The 20,208-nt window shown below is 56.1% G+C and carries 27 protein-coding genes; 3 read left to right on the top strand and 24 right to left on the bottom strand.

Features of this window, described 5'->3' with window-relative positions; genetic code table 11:
- Positions 1-6: 6 nt before the first annotated feature.
- From tsaB to JD108_RS02585, 4 genes are all read right to left on the bottom strand, one after another.
- Positions 7-735: a tRNA (adenosine(37)-N6)-threonylcarbamoyltransferase complex dimerization subunit type 1 TsaB gene (gene tsaB, locus JD108_RS02600; RefSeq protein ID WP_198828457.1), complete on the bottom strand. Its 729-nt coding sequence runs from the start codon at positions 733-735 to the stop codon at positions 7-9.
- Positions 735-1,187: a tRNA (adenosine(37)-N6)-threonylcarbamoyltransferase complex ATPase subunit type 1 TsaE gene (tsaE, locus tag JD108_RS02595; RefSeq protein ID WP_198828456.1), complete on the bottom strand. Its 453-nt coding sequence runs from the start codon at positions 1,185-1,187 to the stop codon at positions 735-737. The genes tsaB and tsaE overlap by 1 nt, the downstream gene beginning before the upstream one ends.
- A gap of 6 nt (positions 1,188-1,193) precedes the next feature.
- Positions 1,194-2,219 (bottom strand): thiamine-phosphate kinase, encoded by a 1,026-nt coding sequence (gene thiL / locus JD108_RS02590; protein ID WP_198828455.1) that lies wholly within the window; start codon positions 2,217-2,219, stop codon positions 1,194-1,196.
- Positions 2,220-2,297: 78 nt separating this feature from the next.
- Positions 2,298-2,765, bottom strand: coding sequence for a SprT family protein (locus JD108_RS02585; RefSeq protein WP_198828454.1), 468 nt, complete (start codon positions 2,763-2,765; stop codon positions 2,298-2,300).
- A gap of 114 nt (positions 2,766-2,879) precedes the next feature.
- Between JD108_RS02585 and JD108_RS02580 the strand changes: the two genes are divergently transcribed.
- Both JD108_RS02580 and cmpA read left to right on the top strand, forming a co-directional pair.
- Positions 2,880-3,215: a hydrolase/acyltransferase gene (locus JD108_RS02580; RefSeq protein WP_198828453.1), complete on the top strand. Its 336-nt coding sequence runs from the start codon at positions 2,880-2,882 to the stop codon at positions 3,213-3,215.
- Between the two features lie 78 nt (positions 3,216-3,293).
- Positions 3,294-3,416, top strand: coding sequence for a cortex morphogenetic protein CmpA (gene cmpA / locus JD108_RS02575; RefSeq protein ID WP_198828452.1), 123 nt, complete (start codon positions 3,294-3,296; stop codon positions 3,414-3,416).
- A 19-nt stretch (positions 3,417-3,435) separates the two neighbouring features.
- On the opposite strand, the gene JD108_RS02570 is transcribed toward cmpA, so the two are convergent.
- From JD108_RS02570 to JD108_RS02510, 13 genes are all read right to left on the bottom strand, one after another.
- The gene (locus JD108_RS02570) at positions 3,436-5,595 is read right to left on the bottom strand and encodes a Tex family protein (RefSeq protein WP_198828451.1); all 2,160 of its coding nucleotides are present in this window, start codon (positions 5,593-5,595) and stop codon (positions 3,436-3,438) included.
- A 160-nt stretch (positions 5,596-5,755) separates the two neighbouring features.
- The gene (gene sigB, locus JD108_RS02565) at positions 5,756-6,544 is read right to left on the bottom strand and encodes an RNA polymerase sigma factor SigB (RefSeq protein WP_198828450.1); all 789 of its coding nucleotides are present in this window, start codon (positions 6,542-6,544) and stop codon (positions 5,756-5,758) included.
- On the bottom strand, positions 6,513-7,001 hold the full coding sequence (gene rsbW / locus JD108_RS02560; RefSeq protein ID WP_198828449.1) for an anti-sigma B factor RsbW: 489 nt from the start codon (positions 6,999-7,001) through the stop codon (positions 6,513-6,515). Before rsbW ends, sigB begins: the two co-directional genes overlap by 32 nt.
- The gene (locus JD108_RS02555; RefSeq protein WP_198828448.1) at positions 7,001-7,327 is read right to left on the bottom strand and encodes an STAS domain-containing protein; all 327 of its coding nucleotides are present in this window, start codon (positions 7,325-7,327) and stop codon (positions 7,001-7,003) included. The genes rsbW and JD108_RS02555 overlap by 1 nt, the downstream gene beginning before the upstream one ends.
- Before the next feature lies 1 nt (position 7,328).
- Positions 7,329-8,348 (bottom strand): PP2C family protein-serine/threonine phosphatase, encoded by a 1,020-nt coding sequence (locus JD108_RS02550; RefSeq protein ID WP_198828447.1) that lies wholly within the window; start codon positions 8,346-8,348, stop codon positions 7,329-7,331.
- A gap of 8 nt (positions 8,349-8,356) precedes the next feature.
- Entirely contained in the window at positions 8,357-8,701 is a 345-nt protein-coding gene (locus JD108_RS02545; protein WP_228728270.1) for an anti-sigma regulatory factor, read from the bottom strand.
- Positions 8,702-8,976: 275 nt separating this feature from the next.
- Positions 8,977-9,327 carry a type II toxin-antitoxin system PemK/MazF family toxin gene (locus tag JD108_RS02540; protein ID WP_198828445.1) on the bottom strand — a complete coding sequence of 117 codons (351 nt, stop codon included), beginning with the start codon at positions 9,325-9,327 and terminating at the stop codon, positions 8,977-8,979.
- Between the two features lie 3 nt (positions 9,328-9,330).
- On the bottom strand, positions 9,331-9,630 hold the full coding sequence (locus JD108_RS02535) for a CopG family ribbon-helix-helix protein (RefSeq protein WP_198828444.1): 300 nt from the start codon (positions 9,628-9,630) through the stop codon (positions 9,331-9,333).
- Between the two features lie 161 nt (positions 9,631-9,791).
- The gene (gene alr / locus JD108_RS02530) at positions 9,792-10,994 is read right to left on the bottom strand and encodes an alanine racemase (protein ID WP_198828443.1); all 1,203 of its coding nucleotides are present in this window, start codon (positions 10,992-10,994) and stop codon (positions 9,792-9,794) included.
- Between the two features lie 3 nt (positions 10,995-10,997).
- The gene (locus JD108_RS02525) at positions 10,998-11,438 is read right to left on the bottom strand and encodes a hypothetical protein (RefSeq protein ID WP_198828442.1); all 441 of its coding nucleotides are present in this window, start codon (positions 11,436-11,438) and stop codon (positions 10,998-11,000) included.
- Positions 11,439-11,801: 363 nt separating this feature from the next.
- Complete coding sequence (locus tag JD108_RS02520) at positions 11,802-12,836, bottom strand: DUF4367 domain-containing protein (RefSeq protein ID WP_198828441.1); 1,035 nt, start codon at positions 12,834-12,836, stop codon at positions 11,802-11,804.
- 258 nt (positions 12,837-13,094) lie between these two features.
- Positions 13,095-13,493, bottom strand: a complete 399-nt coding sequence (acpS, locus tag JD108_RS02515) for a holo-ACP synthase (protein ID WP_198828440.1) — start codon at positions 13,491-13,493, stop codon at positions 13,095-13,097.
- A gap of 117 nt (positions 13,494-13,610) precedes the next feature.
- A complete protein-coding gene (locus JD108_RS02510) occupies positions 13,611-13,781 on the bottom strand; it encodes a gamma-type small acid-soluble spore protein (RefSeq protein ID WP_198828439.1) in 171 nt (56 codons plus the stop codon).
- A gap of 198 nt (positions 13,782-13,979) precedes the next feature.
- Between JD108_RS02510 and JD108_RS02505 the strand changes: the two genes are divergently transcribed.
- The gene (locus JD108_RS02505) at positions 13,980-14,231 is read left to right on the top strand and encodes a glutaredoxin family protein (RefSeq protein ID WP_198828438.1); all 252 of its coding nucleotides are present in this window, start codon (positions 13,980-13,982) and stop codon (positions 14,229-14,231) included.
- A gap of 23 nt (positions 14,232-14,254) precedes the next feature.
- Here JD108_RS02505 and JD108_RS02500 read toward each other — a convergent pair whose 3' ends face one another.
- The 7 genes from JD108_RS02500 to pstC form a co-directional block, all read right to left on the bottom strand.
- Positions 14,255-14,590: an ArsR/SmtB family transcription factor gene (locus JD108_RS02500; RefSeq protein WP_198828437.1), complete on the bottom strand. Its 336-nt coding sequence runs from the start codon at positions 14,588-14,590 to the stop codon at positions 14,255-14,257.
- Positions 14,591-14,688: 98 nt separating this feature from the next.
- Complete coding sequence (locus JD108_RS02495) at positions 14,689-16,326, bottom strand: GMC family oxidoreductase (RefSeq protein ID WP_198828436.1); 1,638 nt, start codon at positions 16,324-16,326, stop codon at positions 14,689-14,691.
- Complete coding sequence (locus JD108_RS02490) at positions 16,313-16,915, bottom strand: gluconate 2-dehydrogenase subunit 3 family protein (RefSeq protein ID WP_198828435.1); 603 nt, start codon at positions 16,913-16,915, stop codon at positions 16,313-16,315. The genes JD108_RS02495 and JD108_RS02490 overlap by 14 nt, the downstream gene beginning before the upstream one ends.
- 6 nt (positions 16,916-16,921) lie before the next feature.
- Entirely contained in the window at positions 16,922-17,314 is a 393-nt protein-coding gene (locus JD108_RS02485) for a hypothetical protein (protein WP_198828434.1), read from the bottom strand.
- A 235-nt stretch (positions 17,315-17,549) separates the two neighbouring features.
- Entirely contained in the window at positions 17,550-18,302 is a 753-nt protein-coding gene (gene pstB / locus JD108_RS02480; protein ID WP_198828433.1) for a phosphate ABC transporter ATP-binding protein PstB, read from the bottom strand.
- A gap of 64 nt (positions 18,303-18,366) precedes the next feature.
- Positions 18,367-19,224 carry a phosphate ABC transporter permease PstA gene (gene pstA, locus JD108_RS02475; RefSeq protein WP_198828432.1) on the bottom strand — a complete coding sequence of 286 codons (858 nt, stop codon included), beginning with the start codon at positions 19,222-19,224 and terminating at the stop codon, positions 18,367-18,369.
- Positions 19,224-20,180, bottom strand: a complete 957-nt coding sequence (gene pstC, locus JD108_RS02470) for a phosphate ABC transporter permease subunit PstC (RefSeq protein WP_198828431.1) — start codon at positions 20,178-20,180, stop codon at positions 19,224-19,226. The genes pstA and pstC overlap by 1 nt, the downstream gene beginning before the upstream one ends.
- Between the last annotated feature and the right edge of the window lie 28 nt (positions 20,181-20,208).

The following is a 20,208-nucleotide window of genomic DNA, read 5'->3' as shown; positions in this document are numbered from 1 at the left end:
CGCCGGCTACTCCTTTTCCGGGCAGGCCGCATTTTGAGCCAGCCATTTGGCTTCGGCTTCCGCCAGCTGCAGGTATTCCGGCACCAGCTCATGCGGATGGCCCGCTTCTCCCTCGGCCAGTCTGCGGAGAGCCGCCAGGCCGATATGGGCCGCCCTCGGGTGATTGCAGGACGCCGGCGCAAAAACGGCACGCTCTCCCAGCTCCGTCCTGATCGCCTCCCGGTGCAGGCCGAGATCCTCTCCCATAAACAGAATCGTCTCTTTCCCCGGCTGCTGCCCGAGCAACGCACACCAGTCGCGAAGCAGCACGAGGCGTTCCGCCGCCTCCGCGGTTACGCGCTGAATACCTGCCGAACGGTATGCCGCTGTGTATACTTGACCACGCCGGGCATCAAACAGGGGGACAATCAGGCCGGGTGCGCCCAGTGCGTTCATCGCCACAGCCTCCAGGCTGGAGACCCCGATCACCGGGATTTGCAGCGACCAGGCCATGCTCTTCGCTGCCGCTACGCCTATGCGCACACCCGTGTACGAGCCTGGTCCCTTGGCCACTCCGATCCCTGTCAGCTGCTCAGGGAGGGTGTTCGTCTCGTCCATCAGCAGCGAGATGGCATCCATCAGTCTGACGGAGTGATTTTTCTGCTGATTGGTCGTCATCTCCGCGAGGACGCGCCCTTCTTCCACGACCGCTACACTTAACACCAGATTGGATGTATCGATTGCCAGTACACGCATTACCACTCAATCTCCTCGCACAGTTTCACGTAACGATCGCCCTCTGGAACCAGTTGGATCAGGCGAGCACTCTCGCCTGTTGTCCGCAGGGTCACCGTCAGACGCTCCGGCGGCAGGACCTCTTCGATCAGGGAGGCCCATTCGACCACGGTGACGCCCTCGCCAAAAAAATAATCGTCCAGCCCGAGGGAATCCACATCCTCTCCCACTCGGTAGACGTCCATATGATACAGCGGCAAACGCCCCTGATATTCCTTGATAATCGTAAAAGTCGGACTGTTTACCGTCCCGCGCACCTCAAGGCCCCGCGCCAGTCCCTGGGTAAATGTCGTTTTGCCCGCTCCCAAATCCCCTTCCAAGGCGAGCAGATCGCCGGGTGCCAGTCGGGAGCCCAGCATCTCTGCGAAGCGCTGGGTTTCCTCCACCCCGTAAACATGCCACTCATACACCATTCTCCGTCATCCTTTCCCTGCCTCCGCTCCGCCAAAATGGTTGTAACCCGCTTTGGCGATCTTCATCCGGCCCTGCTCCCGGTCCATCCAGACAGAGGGCTCGCCGGCTTCCACCCGGCCGATCACCGTGAACGGGATGCCCTTTTCGGCAAAGCGGAGCTCCGCCTCCTTGACCTCCGCGGCCTCGAGCGTTCCTACCAGCTGATAATCCTCGCCCCCGTACAAAGCCCAGCCAAGCGGGTCTTGGTCCGTCTCTATGGCGTAGGCGCGGGTGATGTTTGCCACCGGGATGCTCCTCTCGTCGATCACCAGCCGGACACCGCTGGCTTCGGCAATCTCCGAAAGCTCGGAGGCCAGGCCGTCACTTACATCGTTCAGCGCGCCGGCCCAAGGAGAGGCGGCCAGGATGCGGCCTGCGGCCACCTGGGCTTGCGGCCTCTGGTGGAACCATGCGAGCGGCCTCCACTCCTCAGCTACAGCTTCTCCCTTTTTCGCACTGCGTAACAACAGATCGAGGCCGGCTGCCGAACCGCCTACCTGCCCCGTCACAAACACCAGCTGTCCCGGCCGTGCTGCGGAGCGGCGCAGCGCCCGCCCTTTTTCCACTTCCCCCAGCAGCGTGACGGAGAGGGTCAAGGCGGCGGGGCTGGACACGGTATCGCCGCCAATTACGCGGACGCCATACGCTTCACACGCGTCGTAGATGCCTTCGTAAATCTGCTGGCAGTCATCTGCGGACCAGCCGGGGGACACAGCCACGCTGATCAGCGCAAAGCGAGGTAGGCCGCCCATCGCGGCGACATCGCTGATATTGCTCATGACCGCTTTGTAACCAATATCGCTCGGATTCATCGTCTCCCGCAGAAAATGGACGGTTTCCACCATCGCATCGCAGCAGGCGACGACCTCCATCCCGGGCGAAAGCGAAAAAACCGCTGCATCGTCGCCAATCCCTACGGAGAGACCGTCTCCGTGCTGGCCACTGGAGCGGCTCGTCCACTGTCTGATCAGGGAAAATTCGTCTTGCGTCACGGTTTATGCTCCTTTTGTGTCTTCGTGCCTTCATTATACCGCCCTGCCGCAAAAGGGTGCAAGGAACGGGGTTTTCCTCTACGAGCCGGGGGAAATCTCCACCAGCCGCAGTCTTCCCCCGCATCGGCCGCAGCGGTAACGGGCCGGATCCATCTTGCGTTTGCGCTTGTACCGCATGGCGCAGGCGCCGCAGACCAGCTCATACCGGTACGGAAGCCTCGTCCGTCCCCCGCCCACCTCTTGGCAGTACCGGCTTCCTCCGACCTGCCGCAAGAGCTCCTGAAAGTCCCGGTCCCGATGCTTGTACCCCTTCTTTTCCAGGTGCAGATGATAATGGCACAGCTCATGCTTGATAATCCCGATCAGCTCCGCTTCCCCGTACTCCTCCAGGTGGCGGGGGTTCAGCTCGATGTCGTGAGAGCGGAGCAGATAGCGCCCCCCTGTCGTGCGCAGCCGCTTGTTAAAGCGGGCCTGATGCCGAAACGGCCGGGCAAAAAACTCGGCCGAGATCGCCTCGACCAGCGCTTGCAGCTCCTGATCCGTCATCTTGATTTCTCTCCCGTCGTCTCTTTGTACCAAGACGATAACAGTTTTGGTTGAAAAGTGCCAGTGCAAACAGTACACTTGTTTGATGAGATCATCAGATGGGTGGGGGAACGTATGCGCTATTTGATCCTGCAAGAAAAAACCGGGCTGCGCTTTGTCGCCATGCCTGAATCCTATATGTACCAATTGGTCGCTCTTCTGAAGCGGCTGCAAAAGGAAATCGACAAACTGACCATCGAAGGACGCCCCGAGCTTCCCGCCGTGGTCGCCGAATGCAGCGGCCTGGAGCTGCTGGGAGATGGTACCGAGATCGAGGACGGCCTGGCGTATGTCAGTCAGCTGGAAAAACGCTTCTCCGCGCTGAAGGAAGATGTCTATCCGCTGATCTCGCTCTTGACCGAGATTCGCGCCCTGCAGGCCCAGTTGGAATTCCTGCAAGAAGAAGAGTAAGACGCAAGAAAAAAGGTACCTCCTGTGCATCTGCCGCATACATTGCGAGTAGAGGAATGACACCAGGAGGTAGCACTTATGCCACAATGGATGCGAAGACAGTTGCAGCGTGCCTTCTCCGGGAAGGACGTGCGGCAAATTCGGTTGCTGAACAGCTGTTGGTTCTTATATTGGGAAAAACACGGCGGCCGCCCGCAATAGGGTGGCCGCTTTTGCATGTTCAATCCCCGGGAGCGATCAGCGACAGGCCGACGCGCTGCCGCTTTTCGTCGATCTCCACCACCCAGACATCCACGATGTCCCCTACGGTGACGACATCCAGCGGGTGTTTGACAAAGCCTTTTCGCAGGCGCGAGATATGCGCCAGTCCGTCGTTTTTCAAACCGATGTCGATGAAAGCCCCGAAGTCCACGACATTGCGCACCGTGCCCTGCAGCTTCATGCCCGCGCTCAGATCGGACAGTTGCAGCACATCGCTGCGCAGAAGCGGCTTGGGCAGTTCGTCGCGGGGGTCGCGGCCGGGACGGAGCAGACTGTCCACAATATCGCGCAGCGTCGGCTCCCCGATGTCCAATTGTGCCGCTACAGACGGCAGATCGAGCGACTCCAGGCGGGAGCGGCAGGCTTCGCTGCCAATTTCCGCCGCCGAGATGCCGATCGACGCGAGCAGCCGCTGCACAGCCGGGTAGGATTCCGGGTGAATGGGCGTCCTGTCGAGCGGGTCTTCCCCATCCATGATGCGCAAGAAACCGACGCACTGCTCAAAGGTCTTGGCGCCCAGCCGGGGGACCTCCTTCAATTGCTTGCGGCTGGTAAACTTTCCGAGCTCCTCCCGCTTTTTGACGATGTTGCCCGCTACCTGCCGGCTGATGCCGGACACGTACTGCAAAAGCGACGGCGAAGCCGTGTTGACGTCCACGCCGACGTGGTTAACCGCCGACTCCACGACGAATTGCAAACTTTCCGCCAGCCGCGTCTGCGACACGTCATGCTGGTATTGCCCCACACCCACCGATTTGGGGTCGATTTTGACCAGTTCCGCCAGAGGGTCCTGCAGTCTGCGGGCAATCGAGATCGCGCTGCGCTCCGCGACGTCCAGCTCCGGGAACTCCTCTTTGGCCAGCGCGGATGCCGAATACACGGAAGCGCCCGCTTCGTTGACGATGATATAGGACAAGTCCCGCTTCATTTCTTTGATTACGCCGGCGATAAATTGTTCCGTCTCCCGGGATGCGGTTCCATTCCCGATGGCGATGATATGGACGCCGTAGCGGTCGACCAGTTCCTTCACCTTGGCGGATGCCTCCGCTACCTTGCTGACCGGGGGGGTCGGATAGATCACGGCTACCTCCAGCAGCTTGCCGGTGTCATCGACGACAGCCAGTTTGCAGCCTGTCCGGTAGGCCGGGTCTACGCCCAAGACTACTTTTCCCTTTACCGGCGGCTGCAGCAGCAGATTCCGCAGATTTTCCGCGAAAATGTGGATGGCCCGCTCCTCAGCAGCTTCGGTCAGCTCTCCCCGCACTTCACGCTCGATGGAGGGCTGGATCAGCCGCTTGTAGGCATCCTCGGCTGCCGCTTCCAGCCATGGTCTGGCGACCGTCTCCTTTGGAACCAGGCGTTTCTTCAGATAAAGCAAGATTTCTTCGACAGGCGCCTCCACGGATACCTTCAAGATTCCTTCGTTTTCCCCCCGGTTGATCGCGAGCACCCGATGCGGCGCCGCTTTTTTGAGCGGCTCGCTGTATGCGTAATACATCTGGTAGATATTTTTCTCGTCGGCCTCCTCAGCCTTCTGCTCCGTGACCAAGACGCCCTTTTGCAAGGTCCGCTCCCTCGTCCATTGGCGGACCTGCGGATCGTCCGATACCTGTTCCGCGATGATATCCATCGCTCCTTGCAGGGCTTGCTCCGCCGATTCGACTCCTTTTTCCTCGTCTATGTACCGGGCTGCCTCCGCCAGGGGATCGCCCGCCTCAGGCCGCGCCAACAGGTAGGCGGCCAAGGGCTCCAATCCCTTTTCCTTGGCCATCGTCGCGCGGGTTCGCCGCTTTTGCCGGTAGGGCCTGTACAGATCCTCCACTTCTTGCAGCTTGGTCGCCTTTTCGATGCAGGCCTTGAGCTCATCCGTCAGCTTCCCCTGCTCCTCGATCAGCCGGATAACTTCCTCTTTTCTGACCGACAAATTGCGCAGGTAGCGAACGCGCTCCTCAATGGCGCGAATTTGCGTCTCATCTAGCTGCCCTGTCATCTCCTTGCGGTAACGGGCGATAAACGGGACGGTATTGCCCTCGTCCAACAGGGCGATAGTCCGCTCCACCTGATGCCTCTTAACCTCTGTCTCCTGAGCGATCGTCTGGATCATCAACGTTAAGTCCATAGTTTCCCTCCTGCGCTCATGCTAACTTGGATATTGTACCATATCCGGACTGGTCTTCACCCGGGGCTATCCATATGGCATACTCCAGTTCCCCTTTATCCCGTCATGCACCTGGCAACCACACAAAAAAACGGAGGAATGTCCCGCACTCCCCCGTCGTTTACGTATAATATTCTTCCTGATCCACCCGCAATGCCTCCCGCAGCTTGGCCAATGCCCGCCGCTGCAGACGGGACACATGCATCTGGGACATGCCCAGCAGATCTCCCGCCTGTTTTTGACTGAGATTTTCGTAAAAGGTAAGCTGAATGATTTCTTTTTCCCGATGATCCAGGACCTGCAGCGCCCGATCCAGCAAGAGATGCTGATCGATATGCTGGTAGCCCTCGTCTTCGCTGCCGATCAGATCAAAGAGGGTAAACGTATTGCCTTCGCAGTCCGCATCCAGTTCGCTGTCCATGGAGAGCGAGAGATAGCTGCGTCCCATCTCCAGCGTCTCCAGGACTTCTTCCGGTGTCACTCCCAGTCGGGCAGCGATATCGGAAATCTGCGGTGATCTTTGCAGGGTGACGGTCAATTCATCCACGACCCGCTTGATTTTGGGACTGAGTTCCTTGACCCGGCGGGGGACGTGGACGCTCCACGTCTTGTCCCGGATAAATCGTTTCATCTCGCCGACAATCGTCGGGACCGCGAAGCTCTCAAAGGAACGGCCAAAACCGGGATCAAACCGCCGGAAGGACGCCAACAACCCGATCATCCCCACCTGAATCAGGTCTTCATAAGGAATCTGTCCGCGCACGAATTTTTTCGCCAGCGCTTCCACCAGCGGCGTATAGGCACAGACCAGCTCCTCCTGCAAGCGACTGTCCCCCGTCTCCCGGTAATCGCTGACGATCCGCGCCAATTCCTCGCGATTAGGCTTCTGTTTTCGTGATTGACCGGTCATCGCTAGACACCTCATCCTGCCGCAGGTACTTGGTCATCGCTACCTTCACGCCATCCTCCGTCGTCACCCGCACTTCGTCCATGACGGAGTGGATCAGATACAGTCCCAAGCCTCCTTCCACCACCTCATCGATGTCGATATCGACGCGAATTGGCTTCAGCCCATCCCGCTTTTCGTCAAATCCGAAGCCTTTCCCCCGGTCGATCACCTCGATGACGAGTCGGTCGGAATACAGCCGGCACAGGATGCGAAACGGCTCCCATCCCTGTTCCCCGTACGCGTGCTCCACCACGTTCGTGCACGCCTCCGCCACGGCCAGCTTGATGTCCTCGATCTCTTCATAGCCGAATCCCATCCGGTTCGCCACTCCGGATACGGTGAGCCTGGCGATGCTGACGTATTCCGAACGGGCTGGCAATGTCAATTCTATGACTTCAGCCTCAGGTTTTTGACCCATTAGTGGTTCTCTCCTTTGTGAGGCACGATTCTCTCGTATAAGCCGGTAATGCGAAACAACCTCTCTACACGGGGGGAAAGATTTTGCACTTCCAGCACGGAACCGGACTGCTTGCACGCCTTCATCGCGGCGACAAAGGCGCCAATGCCCGTGCTGTCGATATACTCCACCTCTTGCAGGTCGACCGTCACCCGTCTTCTCTCAGGGACACTCACCAAAGCGAGCAGCCGCTCTCGTAACCGGGGGACCGTATAGGCATCGATTTCTCCCGCTACGTAGAGAAAATGCTGATCATCCTGAACGGACTCTTTCATGGTCAGTTCCATGTCATTCTCCTCCCTTGCTAACCTGGTCTCGCCGAAGCACGATCATCGTGTAATCATCCTGCTGCTCAAACTGAGAGAGAAGCAGCAGTCTTTGGTACAGGCGGTTCACCAGCTCCTGTGCCGGGACATGCATCTCTTCCTGCAGATAGGAGATGAGTTCTTCTCTTTGTATGTAGGAGCGGTCGATTTTCCGCTCGGTCACGCCATCCGTCAACAGAACGAGGAAATCCCCCGGTTCCAGCTGCAGGACGTACTCCTGATACTCGCTCCCCGCCGCAATTCCCAGGGCCGCTCCCCGTCCATCCAGATCATAAAAACGGTCCTCCCGCACCCGATAGAGAAACCCGGGCTCGTGGCCCGCCGTCGCGTAGCGAAAGACGTGGTTGACCGTATCATACCGGCCGTACTGCATGGTCACGAACATGCAGGGATCGATATTTCGTTCGACGACGCTGTTCAGATGGCGGAGCATGTGAGCGGGAGGCAGCTTCATCTCCCCCAGGCTGTCCATGGCGTACCTCAGCATCGACATGCACATCGCAGCCGGTATGCCTTTTCCCGTAATATCGGCGATCGCCACGTAGAACTGCCCCTCTTCTTCATAACCAAAGTGGTAGAAGTCGCCGCTCATCTCATTGGCCGCGATGCTGACCATGCCGATGTCCATCCCGGGGCACTGGGGCAGCCTCTCGGGCAAAAGCGTCTGCTGCATGGCGGAAGCGACTGCAATCTCGGCCTGCAGCTGCTGATGGCGGCTGCGCCAGCTGTCAAAGGAGCGAAAGGCGTTGCCGTACTCGATCATGACCTCGGTGAGAATCTGAAAGGAGTCCCTCACATACAGCGGCACGTCTCCCAGCGCCTCCAGCAGACGGCCATGCATGTCGATGACCTCCTCCGGCGAAATGTTCTTGGAGAGGAGCCACTTTCCAAACTGCTGGGCCAGGTAGAGCTGGTCTTCACTCTTTCCCTCCAGATAACCGCGCAGAATACGGGTGTACATCAGCTCCGAATCTTGCCCCATGTCTGCGCTCATCTCCCCTCTTGTCCCTCTAGCCATTTTACGACGACGACCCTGGTGCCTTGCCCGGGACGGCTCTCCAGAGTAAATTCGTCCATCATTCGCCTCACGCCCGGCAAGCCTGCGCCCAGCGCTCCAGACGTAGAGAAGCCATCCTCCATGGCTTTGCGAATATCCGCAATGCCGCCTCCCTGGTCCACCGCAGATATTTTCAAACCGACACGGCTTTCCTCCACCAGCCCTTCGAGGAGAATAAAGCCGTCCCCGGCGTATAGAAATATATTTCGCGCCAATTCCGATATGGTGGTCGCGATTCGTGATTGCATAATGGTACCGAACCCAAGTTCTTTCGACATATTTCGACCTATTTGTCTAGCTGTGACGATGTCTGCCTCAGAAGAAATATTAATTTGATGTGAATGAAGCCCTGTCACAACAAGAAACTCCTTCCATTTTACAAGCTTGCCAGCAGCCTCTCGAAAAGAGAACCCGTGTCATTTTTTGTCTAAATTTTTATTAGTATCCTTTCGCTGCGCCTTTGGCCAATCCCTGCCCAGACAGCAAAAAAACCACCTGCCAATATATCAAGTGGTTTTTCCTTCCTGCCGCCAGATGAACGGATCTTCTTTTGTTAAAAGTCGATAATGCCCAGGCTGATTTGCAGAGATTCATTGACACGCTCCATCATCTCATCGTCCAGATGCGTGATTTTATCGGTCAGCCTCTGCTTATCAATGGTTCGGATTTGTTCTAGCAAGATGACGGAGTCGCGGTCGAATCCATACATTTTTGCGTCAATCTCCACGTGCGTCGGCAGTTTAGCCTTCTGAATCTGCGCGGTGATCGCTGCGACGATGACCGTCGGACTAAATCGATTGCCAATATCGTTTTGGATGACTAATACGGGTCGCACCCCTCCCTGTTCAGAGCCGACAACCGGTGATAGGTCCGCGAAAAATACATCGCCACGTTTGACAATCACATCTTACACCCCGCTAACTAAGCGGACAAGAGTATGGTCAGCCTCTTCCTCAGCGCCAAATGCCTCCGATGCCATATTCAAGTTGATCTTAGCCATTTCCATGTACCCTTTTTGCATCGTTTCCCGGATGGCGCGTTTTTTGCGCTCCTTCAGATACAGGTGCATTGCCTGGCGAATAAATTCACTCCGATTGGATTTTTCTTTTTGAATGACGCCGTCCACTTCCTGAAGAAGGTGATGTGGCAGGCTAATCATAATACGTTTCGTATTTGACTTTGACAAGACGAATCCACCTCCAACCATGACCGTTACATCGCAGTGTGTACCGCATTCCAGTATGAGTCACTACCATTATGTCGAACCATTTGCAAAAATATACCTGTCCGGTCGCTACGGGTAGAACCCTTTTTTGCGCTCTACTAGTATTCGTGCTTTTTCGCTGAATTCCTGCCTGCTTTCATCTGCTAGTTATTTACACTGTGCGCGGGCCTATGCGTCATCGTCAAAGGGTGGAACACTTCAGTCACTTCTCCATCCCGGCGATAGACGCGCGGAATCCGGTAGTTCAGCATGCAGGGTATCTCGTAATTGATGGTTCCCACGAGCCCGGCAACTTCGTCGAGGGAGATCTCCTCCATCCCTTGGCGACCGTACAAGACAACCTCGTCTCCCACCTGGGCGGTCTCACTTTGGATCTTGACCATGATCTGGTCCATACATACCCTCCCGACGATCGGCGCGCGGCTGCCTGCATGCAAGACAGCACCGCGATTGGACAACAACCGGGAAAAGCCGTCCGCGTAACCGATCGGAAGCGTCGCGATGGTCTCACCCGGTTTGGCGGTATACGTAGCCCCATAGCTGACAGTCATCGCTTCTGCCGCAGTTTTCACATGGGCAATGCGCGTTTTCAGGGACAGCGCCGGCGTCAGCTGGAGCACGGCCTGCTGCTTCAGGTAAGGCGAAGGATATAACCCGTATAAACCTATGCCCAAACGGATCGTATCATACCCCCATTCAGGGAAGACCATGGCCGCTGCGGTATTGCAGCAATGAACCCGCGGCAGAGTTTTGCCGGCAGTGCGCAGGGCGGACAGCAAGGCCTGGAAGCGCTCGTGCTGAGCGCGGGCGTGAGACGTGTCCTCCTCGTCCGCGCAGGCAAAGTGCGTGAAAATTCCCGTCCAGTTCAGATGGGGACTATGCTCCAGCGCCTCCACCACTTGCAGCAGCTCATCGGCGTCTCGCACGCCCAGTCTGCCCATGCCTGTGTCGGTTTTGATGTGGATGCCGATCGGCTGGGCTCCCGCGCGAGTCAGTTCCGCCTCTGCCTGCTCCACCCATTCCGCATGGGAGGCGGTCAGCTCGATCCCCCATCTGCTGGCGATCGCGACGGATTCGACCGGCGTATAGCCCAGCACCAATACCGGCGCCGTGATTCCCGCTTCCCGCAGCACCACGGCTTCATCCAGCATCGCGACAGCCAGGGAATCGGCACCGCTGGAGAGCGCCTCTTGCCCGACATGAACCGCTCCGTGGCCGTACCCGTCTGCCTTGACGACGGCCATGATGCCCGTAGCTGCTGGAATATGTCTGCGAAAGGCTTCGACATTTGCCCGAATCGCATTCAGATCTACCTCTACCCATGTATCCCGACAAAACGGTTTCATCAGCTATCTCCTCTTTTTGCCCTTGTGATATAGATACAAGCGTTCATTCAATTTATTCAAAAATACCTTGGATACCATCAGCGAATGGCGCTTCCCCGACAATCTGTAGAAGTGGCGCCCTTCGTAAATCATCTCTACCTCGGAGAGCGGGTAACTCTCTTCCCTTCCGCTCATGGTGATAATCAAGTGGGTTTTGGTCAGCTTGTAGGTAGGACGGAGAACCCATTTGTACAAGAAAGGTGCCAGTCCGACAACAGCGATGGCGATGGCAAAAGCCATGATTTTGAAGGTGTCCGTCTTGGAGTTGAAGAACGACGACAACAGGAGCATGCCGATGACAAACGCGACGGTCTCCATCAACCGCATTTTCATGCTTTTTCGCAAGAGAAGATCCTTGTATCCGGATTCTTCTTGATAAAGTATTTCATTGGCCTGATTCTTCATGTATTCCGTTTCACCTCATCGCATAGTTACTTTGACTTTATCTCTTTTGGACAGAAGGTGTCAATTCACTCGAGAGGAATACACGTTTTTTTTAGAAGCCACTTTCCCATCAACCTAGAATAGTGCTTACAGGTGCCGCAGGTCAAAAGCTAATTACTGGGTATCCCTTCAGACCGCGGGGAAATGCGCTTCAGCTCGCGGCCGCTCCGTCCCGGGGACGTGCACTTTTGCTTGCGGCCACCGGCTCGGGGAAGCACGCTTCTTCTCGCCCAAGCCCCGATACCAGCACTCTTTTATACGTCTACGTCAAAAAACGCCCGGCCCCAGAGCGGGACCGAGCGCGTACGCGAGTGCAACCTATCTTTATTTTCCGCCCAAGCCGTAGGTGGACTGCGCGACCTTCACCATTTCCTCTTCCGGCAGGTCTCCCGTCAGCGTAAACTCCACGCCGTCCAGCTCCCATGTCAGGTAGCGCTGGTTGTCGGCTGTCTGCGTCAGCACACCGATGGTAAATCCGAGATCGAGCGGCATCCCTTGCTCGTAGGAGACGGTGGCTTCCGTAGGCCGGGATTCGATCAGCTTGTAGTTGTAAGCCCCTTTGTACTGGAGGACGACGGTCTTTTGACCATTTCGGGTAACCGGCTCGATGTCCCCCTGTTTGACCCCTTCCGGCAGATACGTCGGGACGATGACGCCGAACTGGCTGCTGGGCTGCTGGGCGGAATCGGTAGCCTGCGCCATCGTCGGAATGACGGACATGGAGCTTGCCGTCATATTGCGGTCCTTGTCAAAGGAATCCTTATCAAACGGCGGATTGAAGACAAATTCCGTGAAGTTAATTTTTACCAGCGTCTCCAGATTGGAATCCATGATTTCCGCACGCTTCGGCTTCAAATCATCGGATAGCCAGATTTTTTGCTTGGTCAGCGAACGGTTTCCGCTGTAGTTGGCTTTTACCTCAAAGAGATAGTCTTTGTCATCCATGCTCATCTTGCGTTCTGCGTCGTCGATAATGCTGCGAGCGAGGGTTTCGTACAGATACAACGGCCCGTTGTTTTCCGGCCATCCGCTTTGGAAACGGAAGCTCTTGTTCAGATGGGGAGTCAGTACAAAAACACCTTCGTTGTTTCGCAGAATAATTTGTGTGATGCCTCTCTGCTTCGAAGTGAGGGCTACGCGGTAGTTCGTCGGCTTTTCATACCAGACCTCCACATCGTACTCCATCGGTGTAGAGCTGGTTTGCATGGTGAGAACCGCCTGTGACTTGTAGCCGGCCATTTTGTCCAGCGTGCTGCTCAGATCATCGACAACGTCCTCCGGTGTCTTTTGACCAAAGCAGCCGCCGAGCAGCAGAGAGAAAAGCAACATGAGCGCCAATGGAAGTGCTGCCCGTTTCATTCAATGAACTCCTCCTTGTCTGCATTTTTCGACGAAGAAGGGCTCGCCTGTCTATTTCCTGGGAAATCTGTCAGCCTTTCATTCCATTGGCGCATATCCTGTCATTCTCTGCATGTCGTGTCGTGGGCTGAGTTGACTGCTCTATCGCCAATGATCAGCAGATTTCCCGATTCTGTTAGAACAGGTAGTCCCTCCTAATCTACGCGATATAAATCTATGTTCAACCTCGTCCCAATATGCAGACAAGTTGCAGTTCTTTCATCTTTCGGCAGTTACTTCTTCCAATACCACATGAGCCACTGCGTATTCCTTGCTGTGCGAAATGCTGAGATGAATCCGCAGGCTTTCCATTTTTTTGCCCAGCCTTTCGCAGGCCGCTGCACTGATCGTCATTTCCGGCTTTCCCAATGCTGTCGAAGCGATCTGCATGTCGTGAAAGCCGATCAACCGGCCAATTCCGGTCCCCAAGGCCTTGGCGCCCGCTTCTTTGGCCGCAAAACGTCCGGCCACGTGCTCGGCCAGCCTAGTTTCGCTCATCCCGGTGAGCCGCTCTTTTTCCTCCGCGGTCAATATGCGGTCCAGCAGCTGGGGCTGCCGCTTGAGGAGCGTATGTATCCGCGCGATTTCCACGATATCGGTTCCGATGCCCAAAATCATTCCGTCACTTCTCCCTGGCTTGGTTTTGCAGTCAACATATCACTCTCCCCCGCTTGTTGCAAGTGCACAAACAAACAGCCCCCGCAAAAGAGCGGGGGGTGAAAATATCCAGTCCTGTTATTCCGTAGGTTGTTGAGGCTGCTGAGCGCGTTGCGCAGCGTTTGCAGCAGATTGCTGGTTTTGGCGGCGCACTTCCGCTACGTTGGTTTCGCTTGCAAACTCGGTAGTGGTGGTTTCGGTTTGGTTACGCATCGCTTGGTTCATAGCAGCTTTGTTTCTTTTCGGCATGGTCTATTCACCTCCTCGACGTCGCTGAATATAATGTGTGCGGAGGGGTGAGCTTGTATGCGGGCGGACCCCTTCCAAAAAAGGGGCTGCACAAAAACATCCATAAGGGGAAGGCTATTGGAGAAAGCCGGAAGGATTTATCGCGCGGGACGCGAATGTTTATACATCCCCGCTGGTATGAAAGGAGCAATCAGACAAATGGCTCGTACCGTTATCGTATATACGCAGCAAACCTGCGGACCTTGCCAGGAGGAAAAAATGTGGCTGACCCAGCAAAACATTTCCTTCGAAGACCGCGACATCCGCGCAAATGACGCCTACTTTCAGGAAGCGATCGCCCTGGGTGCCAGCATGACTCCGGTCACGCTGATCGAAGAGGAAAATGGCGACCGCACCGTCATTCACGGATTTGACAAGGAAGAACTGAAAAAAGCGCTGGATCTTTCCTGATCCAACGCTTTTTTTCGCATGACTTATCTGAGTGAATGAGCTGCTGCATCCTGTTTGACTTTCACGATTGGCGATACATCCGGCAAGTGCTGTAAAATTTGCCGAATGACAGGCGGACACTCCGTGTTGAGGGAGTAGTACACCCACGGTCCCTTACGTTTTTCCTTGACCAGCCCGTGTGTTTTGAGCTTGGCCAAATGTTGAGAGACAGATGGTTGGGACGTTTGCAGAATCTCGACGAGATCTCGTACACAAAAGGATTGGACCTGCAAGAGTGCCATGATCGTCAAGCGTGTTTTGTCACCGAGCAGCTTGTAAATCTCTGACAAATACAACACCTGCATCAAATCTGTGTCCATAAAAACCCACCTTTGCCTTGCGGTTTCTGATTATCAGTATACTACACACGCATAAGGCAGGGAAGATATGATTCGACAGAACCGTGAACGTCCCGCACTCAGAATTCGCGATGCCGCATCCCCTGGATCAGCCTGTCCGCGGTCCGTGCGGCCAGCGCCATCACGGTATTGGTCGGGTTGCTGCCGCTGGAGGTAACAAATGTGGCTGCCCCCGCTATAAACAGGTTGGGAATATCATGGGTCTGGCCGTACTCATCGACGACGGACGTGGCGGGATCTTTTCCCATGCGGCACCCCCCCATGAGATGGGCGGTATCGTCAATGACATGAGCAGGCTTTCCTCCCATCGCTTCGATCAGCCGTTTCATCTGTTCGATCGCGTGGTTGATCAGTTTTTTGTCATTTTCTCCGTAGCTGAAGGTAACCTTGGGGACGGGCATCCCGTACTCGTCCTTCTCATCGCTCAGCGTCACCCGGTTATCCGGATGGGGCAGCACTTCTCCCACCAGCGTGATCCGCGCGTAGTAGTTGTAATCGAGCATGTTCTCCCGCAGCGCTCTGCCCCACAGAAAGGTGCCGTCCTGCCTCTGGTGGGCGATTGAACCCGCCATGGCGACGGGCCGGGAGCCGTGCGCGTTTAAGGTGTAGCCCCTGGCAAATCCCCGGTCTCTGTCCGTCTCGTAAAAATGCTGGGACAGCGCCAACACAGGGGTTCCTTTGTAAAGTCTGACCTCCTCCGGCAAAATGCCGTACACATCCTGGCTGGAATGCGGCATGATCGCCTTCCCTACCCAGCCGCTGGAATTGGCCAAGCCATCAGGAAAATGAGGCGTGGCGGAATGGAGCAGAAGTCGCGGCGTCTCCACCACAAAACCGGCCAGGATGTACACCCGTGCCGTCTGCTTGTAGGATTGGCCCTGATGCTGAAAGACCACGCCTGTCACCTTGGAGCCGTCCGTCAATACCTGTGTGACCATGCAATCCGAGAGCACCTCGGCTCCCGCCTGGATCGCCTTGGGGATATGATGGATCAATCCGCTGTACTTGGCATTCGGCATGCATCCCTGATTGCAAAAGCCGCGGTTGATGCAGGGCGGCCGGCCATCAAACGGGGCGGACAGGATCGCCAGCGGCGCGACCACACTTTCCATCCCCAGCTTGGCGCAAGCCTCCCGAAAGAGCTGGGAATTGGCGCTGATCGGCTCGCGCACCGGGTAAGGGTAAGGGCCGCGAAAAGCCCCCCAGGGAAAATGATCGGGTCCGGAAACGGCAATGTCCCGTTCGATCTTGTCGTAGTAGGGAGCCAGATCCTGATAGCGGATGGGCCAGTCCTCTCCCACCCCATCGACGGTTTTGGTCATAAAATCGCTTTCATGGAATCGTAAAAAGACGCCGGTAAAGTGGACAGTGCCGCCCCCGACGCCGCGTCCGGAGTTATTGTGGCCCAGCCGCAGCGGATTTTGTCCTTCCACCAGCCTCGTCTCCTGCCAGCCCAGGTTTTTCATCGCAAGCTCGTCGCTGGCAAAATCTGTCTGCGGGTTCCAATACGGTCCCGCTTCGATGACGACGACTTTCAGCCCTGCCTGGGACAGCTCGTAGGCGAGGACGCTTCCCGCTGCTCCCGCTCCGACGATGCAGACATCCGCGCCATCCGCGTACTTGCGCTTGTCCAGCTGCTTGGACCGGTAGCCGTCGTAATGATCGCTGTGATGCGTCACCCGGTCATGACTTTCCATCCTTTTTCGCCTCCCAGGGATCAACTAATCCTTTTTCCACACGGACCCAGCCCCGCGGATAAGCAGGCCCGCCATATCCGATATCCGACCAGACCAGAGGATGAGAATAATAGGCCCCCACCACGTCGCCCAGCAGCTTTTTAAAAAAATCCTTGGGCGCGACCTGTGACCAGACCGTAGCCTGATTGGCCTTGTTCGTGGCGATGGCGTCCATGACGGCCTGCTGTTCTTCCCGCTTCAAGGCGACAAAATCGGTGCGGAAGAGAAAATGACTCTCGCCGTCGATCCCGGCAAGTCCCAGCCGGTACAATTCCTTTTTCGGCGGCGTCCCTACCTTTCGCTGCGACTCGCCGATCGGGCTGGCGAGGGAATCATCGATATGCTGGGTAATATAAGTCAGCACCTCCAGCCGGTGATCGTCGATGAGCACACTGGCAACCGCCTGGACGAGCAGAGCTTCTTGCTTGGTCAAAAACTTGCAGGCCACTTGAGGCGTCTTTCTCTGGCCGACGATTTTGCGGGTGTGGGCGTCCCACTCCCTGTTCTCTTCCCAGACATCATAGGTGGGGTAATGACTGTGCTTGGCCATCGCAAGTCACCCCCAGTACAGGGCAAGCAGCCCCAGAGCGGATATCGCCGTGATCAACAAGGGGAGAATGATCGGCGGTCCCACGAGAAAATTTTGGCTCTGCGAATAGCCGCCGACCCGCTGCCCGACACCGGCCGTATGCAGATAGCCGCCATACAGGCCGCCAACGATGCCCAGCCACATGAACAGAGCAAACAAGATGCGCAGCCAGCCCGCGTGGTAGAACGCCAAAACGATAGCCGCCAACGCAAAAATCGGGGTTTCAATCACGGGCACCCACATCGCCCAATGACGAAAATTTTGCCTTGAGTGAAACATCGTGACCTGTACAAAAATCAGGGCGAACGCCAGCCCTACAAAAAGCAGCAAGACCCTCTCCAGGGGCCATCCTTGCCACATCGCCATCTCCTCCTGGGAATCCATCCTTTGGTATATCGCGTTCCTATTTTTTCCTTCGGGAGCAAATGTTATGCCTCGCTGGAGGGACGGTTGGCCATGCCTTCATCAAAAAAAACCAGCTTTCTGTCATAAAAAGCTGGATTTCGCCAGATCCACGTGCGCCTTCCCCCGTTTTCCGAACCGCAAAAAAGAGCGACGGCTCTTCGTCGCTCTTCTCTCTTGCGCGTCTCCCCGATCAACCAAATCGTCCCGTGATGTAATCTTCGGTCCGCTTGTCGCAAGGGTTTTGGAAAATCACCGGCGTGGAGTCGAATTCGACCAGCTCGCCGTTGAGGAAAAATGCGGTTTTATCGGAGATGCGGGCCGCCTGCTGCATATTGTGCGTGACGATGACGATGGTGTACGTCTCTTTCAGCTCAGCCAGCAACTCCTCGATTTTTGCGGTGGAAATCGGGTCCAGCGCCGAAGTCGGTTCGTCCATCAGCAAAATTTGCGGATTGACGGCGAGGGCGCGGGCGATGCACAGACGCTGCTGCTGGCCGCCGGACAAACCGTAGGCCGGCTTTTTCAGCACGTCCTTCACTTCCTCCCACAACGCTGCCGCCTTCAGGCTGCTCTCGACGATTTCGTCCAGCTTCTGGCGGTCGGTGATTCCATGAAGCTTCGGACCAAATGTAATATTTTCATATATGCTTTTCGGAAACGGATTGGGCTGCTGGAAAACCATCCCGATATTTTTGCGCAGGATCTCCACATCTACCTTGGTCTGGTAGATGTCTTCCCCGACCACTTTGACGCTTCCTTCGATCCGCACGCCCTGAATCATGTCATTCATGCGGTTCAGCGTGCGCAAAAACGTGGATTTTCCGCAGCCGGATGGCCCGATGAAAGCGGTAATGCTGTTGGCGTCGATATCCATATGAATATGATGCAGCGCTTGATGTTCACCATAAAACAGGTTCAGATCGCGTACCTCGATGATACTCACGGTGGCCAGACCCCTCTCTTTATTCACACTTCGAAGTGATCAACGAATTCGTTCTTCGCCAATATTAGTAACGTTTCTGGAATTTATTGCGCAAATAGACGGCCGTCGCATTCAGGGTAAACAGCACAATCAACAGGACGATGATGCCCGCAGCGGCGATGGCGCGGAATTCATCCTGCGGCTTCGATGTCCAGCTGTAAATCTGGATGGGCAGGACCGTAAACTGATCCAGCGGCGAGCTGGGGATAAAGGCAATAAAGGTAACGGCCCCGACGACGATCAACGGCGCCGTCTCTCCGATCGCGCGGGACAGGGCCAGGATAAAGCCGGTCAAAATGCTGGGAAACGCAGCCGGAATCACCACGCCGCGGATCGTCTGCCACTTGGAGGCGCCCAGTGCGTAGGACGCATTGCGCAGATGCTGAGGCACGCTGCGGATTGCCTCCTGCGAGGCCACCACGATAATCGGCAGCACCAGCAGAGCCATCGTCAATGCCCCGGACAGGATGGTGCGGCCAAACATAAAGCCTTCGACAAACAGGCCGAGACCCAAGATCCCGAAAACAATCGACGGCACGCCCGCCAGATTGTTAATGTTCACTTGAATCAGATTGGTCAGCCAGCCTTTTTTCGCGTACTCCTCCAGGTACAGGGCCGTGCCGATCCCCAGGATAAACGCGATCGGCGCCGTAATCCCGATGATCCACAAGCTGCCGAACAGAGCGGAGAGAATGCCCGCTCTCTCGGGAAAGCGGGAGGCAAAGCTGGTCACGAATTGCCAGTCCAGCCACCCGAGACCATCGGAGAGGATGCGATATAGCAAAATGCCCAGCGCCACGACTCCCAGCATCGTTGCCAGGAGAAAGACGATCCGTGACGCCCGGTCATAGATTTTTCGACGTGTCAGATTTCCCGTTGACATTAATACTCCTCCTTAAAGCGGCGCGTAATCCACTGTGCGATGACGTTAATGGCCAGCGTAAGCAGGAACAGCGTCATGCCGACGGCAAAAATTGTTTTGTACTCGATCGAGCCGTGCTCGATGTCGCCGCCGCTGACCTGGACGATAAAGGCGGTCATCGTCTGAATGCTCTCCAGCGGATTCAGCGTCAGCTTGGGCGTCGCTCCAGCGGCAATCGTCACGATCATCGTTTCCCCGATCGCGCGGGAACAGGCGAGTACGAATGAAGAGATAATTCCGGATAAACCTGCAGGCACCACGACCTTCGTCGCTACCTCCAGCTTGGTCGCACCCAGGGCATATGCGGCATCCCGCAGGGAACGAGGGACGGCCACCATCGCGTCTTCACTGAGCGAAGCGACCATGGGCAGAATCATGATTCCGACCACGATGCTGGCGGAGAGTGCATTAAACACCCCGGTGTCGGGGAAAATCGTGCGGATCAGCGGCGTGACAAACGTCAAGGCAAAATACCCGTAGACGATCGTCGGTACACCGGCGAGAACTTCCAGAATCGGTTTAATCGTGCGACGCACTTTTTCGTGTGCGTATTCACTCAGGTAAATGGCGGTCATCAAACCAAACGGCAAGGCGACCAAGCTCGCCCCCAGTGTAATCAGGACAGAGCCGGACAACAGAGACAAAATACCAAAATGCTGGGGAATAAATAACGGCGTCCATTTGGTGTCGGTCAAAAAGGAAAAGAGCGACACTTCCTGAAAGAAGCCAATGGTTTCAAACAACAGCACCATCACGATGCCGACGGTCGTCAATACGGATACGATGGCACACGCGATCAGGAAGAAGCGGATACCCCAATCTCTCTTTTTCTTCTCGTTTTTGACGACGATCTGGCTATGTTTGGCGAGCATCTCTTTTTGTAGTGTTAATGTTTCTTGTCTACCCAACGTGAACATCCCCTTTCCGCTCACAGACAGAGGGAAA

Origin of the sequence: Brevibacillus composti (assembly GCF_016406105.1) — a bacterium.
In the GTDB taxonomy this organism is placed as follows: Bacteria; Bacillota; Bacilli; order Brevibacillales; family Brevibacillaceae; genus Brevibacillus; species Brevibacillus composti.
This window is presented reverse-complemented; position numbering and strand designations above follow the sequence as displayed.

Excerpts from the sequence above, each read along its gene's own strand:
- alr (WP_198828443.1), bottom strand. The coding sequence starts at position 10,994 with ATGAAACCGTTTTGTCGGGATACATGGGTAGAGGTAGATCTGAATGCG.
- tsaE (WP_198828456.1), bottom strand. The coding sequence starts at position 1,187 with ATGGTGTATGAGTGGCATGTTTACGGGGTGGAGGAAACCCAGCGCTTC.
- JD108_RS02555 (WP_198828448.1), bottom strand. The coding sequence starts at position 7,327 with ATGGAACTGACCATGAAAGAGTCCGTTCAGGATGATCAGCATTTTCTC.
- JD108_RS02580 (WP_198828453.1), top strand. The coding sequence starts at position 2,880 with ATGCGCTATTTGATCCTGCAAGAAAAAACCGGGCTGCGCTTTGTCGCC.
- JD108_RS02550 (WP_198828447.1), bottom strand. The coding sequence starts at position 8,348 with ATGGGGCAAGATTCGGAGCTGATGTACACCCGTATTCTGCGCGGTTAT.
- JD108_RS02500 (WP_198828437.1), bottom strand. The coding sequence starts at position 14,590 with ATGGACACAGATTTGATGCAGGTGTTGTATTTGTCAGAGATTTACAAG.
- sigB (WP_198828450.1), bottom strand. The coding sequence starts at position 6,544 with ATGACCGGTCAATCACGAAAACAGAAGCCTAATCGCGAGGAATTGGCG.
- pstA (WP_198828432.1), bottom strand. The coding sequence starts at position 19,224 with ATGTCAACGGGAAATCTGACACGTCGAAAAATCTATGACCGGGCGTCA.
- JD108_RS02490 (WP_198828435.1), bottom strand. The coding sequence starts at position 16,915 with ATGGCCAAGCACAGTCATTACCCCACCTATGATGTCTGGGAAGAGAAC.
- rsbW (WP_198828449.1), bottom strand. The coding sequence starts at position 7,001 with ATGGGTCAAAAACCTGAGGCTGAAGTCATAGAATTGACATTGCCAGCC.
- JD108_RS02495 (WP_198828436.1), bottom strand. The coding sequence starts at position 16,326 with ATGGAAAGTCATGACCGGGTGACGCATCACAGCGATCATTACGACGGC.
- JD108_RS02520 (WP_198828441.1), bottom strand. The coding sequence starts at position 12,836 with ATGAAACGGGCAGCACTTCCATTGGCGCTCATGTTGCTTTTCTCTCTG.
- JD108_RS02585 (WP_198828454.1), bottom strand. The coding sequence starts at position 2,765 with ATGACGGATCAGGAGCTGCAAGCGCTGGTCGAGGCGATCTCGGCCGAG.
- JD108_RS02505 (WP_198828438.1), top strand. The coding sequence starts at position 13,980 with ATGGCTCGTACCGTTATCGTATATACGCAGCAAACCTGCGGACCTTGC.
- JD108_RS02535 (WP_198828444.1), bottom strand. The coding sequence starts at position 9,630 with ATGGTTGGAGGTGGATTCGTCTTGTCAAAGTCAAATACGAAACGTATT.
- tsaB (WP_198828457.1), bottom strand. The coding sequence starts at position 735 with ATGCGTGTACTGGCAATCGATACATCCAATCTGGTGTTAAGTGTAGCG.
- pstC (WP_198828431.1), bottom strand. The coding sequence starts at position 20,180 with ATGTTCACGTTGGGTAGACAAGAAACATTAACACTACAAAAAGAGATG.
- JD108_RS02525 (WP_198828442.1), bottom strand. The coding sequence starts at position 11,438 with ATGAAGAATCAGGCCAATGAAATACTTTATCAAGAAGAATCCGGATAC.
- JD108_RS02570 (WP_198828451.1), bottom strand. The coding sequence starts at position 5,595 with ATGGACTTAACGTTGATGATCCAGACGATCGCTCAGGAGACAGAGGTT.
- JD108_RS02545 (WP_228728270.1), bottom strand. The coding sequence starts at position 8,701 with ATGTCGAAAGAACTTGGGTTCGGTACCATTATGCAATCACGAATCGCG.
- acpS (WP_198828440.1), bottom strand. The coding sequence starts at position 13,493 with ATGATTTTGGGCATCGGAACCGATATCGTGGAAATCGCGCGGATACAT.
- JD108_RS02485 (WP_198828434.1), bottom strand. The coding sequence starts at position 17,314 with ATGTGGCAAGGATGGCCCCTGGAGAGGGTCTTGCTGCTTTTTGTAGGG.
- JD108_RS02510 (WP_198828439.1), bottom strand. The coding sequence starts at position 13,781 with ATGCCGAAAAGAAACAAAGCTGCTATGAACCAAGCGATGCGTAACCAA.
- cmpA (WP_198828452.1), top strand. The coding sequence starts at position 3,294 with ATGCCACAATGGATGCGAAGACAGTTGCAGCGTGCCTTCTCCGGGAAG.